Below are 838 nucleotides of genomic sequence, written 5' to 3'. Positions count from 1 at the left end.
TGCCATCCTGCAAGAAGATAACACTCAGGGCGTTAAGTTTTTCACATTAGACCAAACAAATACTCACTAACAGGGGCGACCATAGCTCACCCCACGGACGCCCATTGTTCAGATGGGGTGGAATATGAAGATGAAAGAAAATCCTGACTTTTGGGTGCATCTGGGTGACTGGCTCGTCTCGATAAGGGAACAAGGCATCGGGGCAGCGCTGGCAGGGACAATGGCTTTCCTCCGAGGACGCTATAATGGCGGCGGCTGGCTAAAAGTCTCAATCGATGCCTTTATGTGTGCCATGTTCGCGTGGTTTATACGTGATGTATTAAATCTCATCGGTCTGAATCCTGATTTGGCCTACATCGGCAGTGTGGTGATTGGCTATTTGGGGACCGACTTTATCGGTCAATTGCTGCGTAAGGCGGCAGAGAAAAGAGCGGGGGCCAGTGATGACCAGAGGCATTAGGAATCACAATCCGGGCAATATCGATCACAATCCGAAGAATAAATGGCAGGGGCAAATTGGAATTGAAACGGGGGTAAAAAATCCTCGGTTCTGTCGCTTTGAGTCTGAACTCTATGGTATTCGGGCACTCATGAAGTTGCTGTGTAATTATCATAAGAACGGCTACCAGACGGTGTACCGGATGATAGATCGCTGGGCGCCAAATGTGGAAAACAACACCTCAGCCTACATCAAGGGGGTTGCCGGGGCACTGAACGTCGACCCGCATCACGTTCTCGACATTGATAAACCCACGTTGATTGCGTTGGCTAAGTCCATTATCTGGCACGAGAACGGCTCGCAACCGTATTCCGATGATGTTTTCACACGGGCATTTGA

At 49.6% G+C, this 838-nt stretch carries 2 protein-coding genes; both read left to right on the top strand.

Going from position 1 to position 838, the window contains the following annotated elements; all coding sequences use genetic code 11:
* Positions 1–130: 130 nt before the first annotated feature.
* Complete coding sequence (locus PSI23_RS21690) at positions 131–460, top strand: phage holin, lambda family (RefSeq protein ID WP_273557008.1); 330 nt, start codon at positions 131–133, stop codon at positions 458–460.
* The coding region (locus tag PSI23_RS21685) for a structural protein (RefSeq protein ID WP_273557007.1) at positions 444–838 on the top strand (395 nt) is incomplete at its 3' end. The genes PSI23_RS21690 and PSI23_RS21685, both read left to right, overlap by 17 nt.

Source organism: Xenorhabdus yunnanensis, from assembly GCF_028598805.1.
Taxonomy (GTDB): Bacteria; Pseudomonadota; Gammaproteobacteria; order Enterobacterales; family Enterobacteriaceae; genus Xenorhabdus; species Xenorhabdus yunnanensis.
This window is presented reverse-complemented; position numbering and strand designations above follow the sequence as displayed.

What these genes read in the sequence shown, in the direction of transcription:
- PSI23_RS21690 (WP_273557008.1), top strand. Translation starts at nt 131, where the DNA reads ATGAAAGAAAATCCTGACTTTTGGGTGCATCTGGGTGACTGGCTCGTC.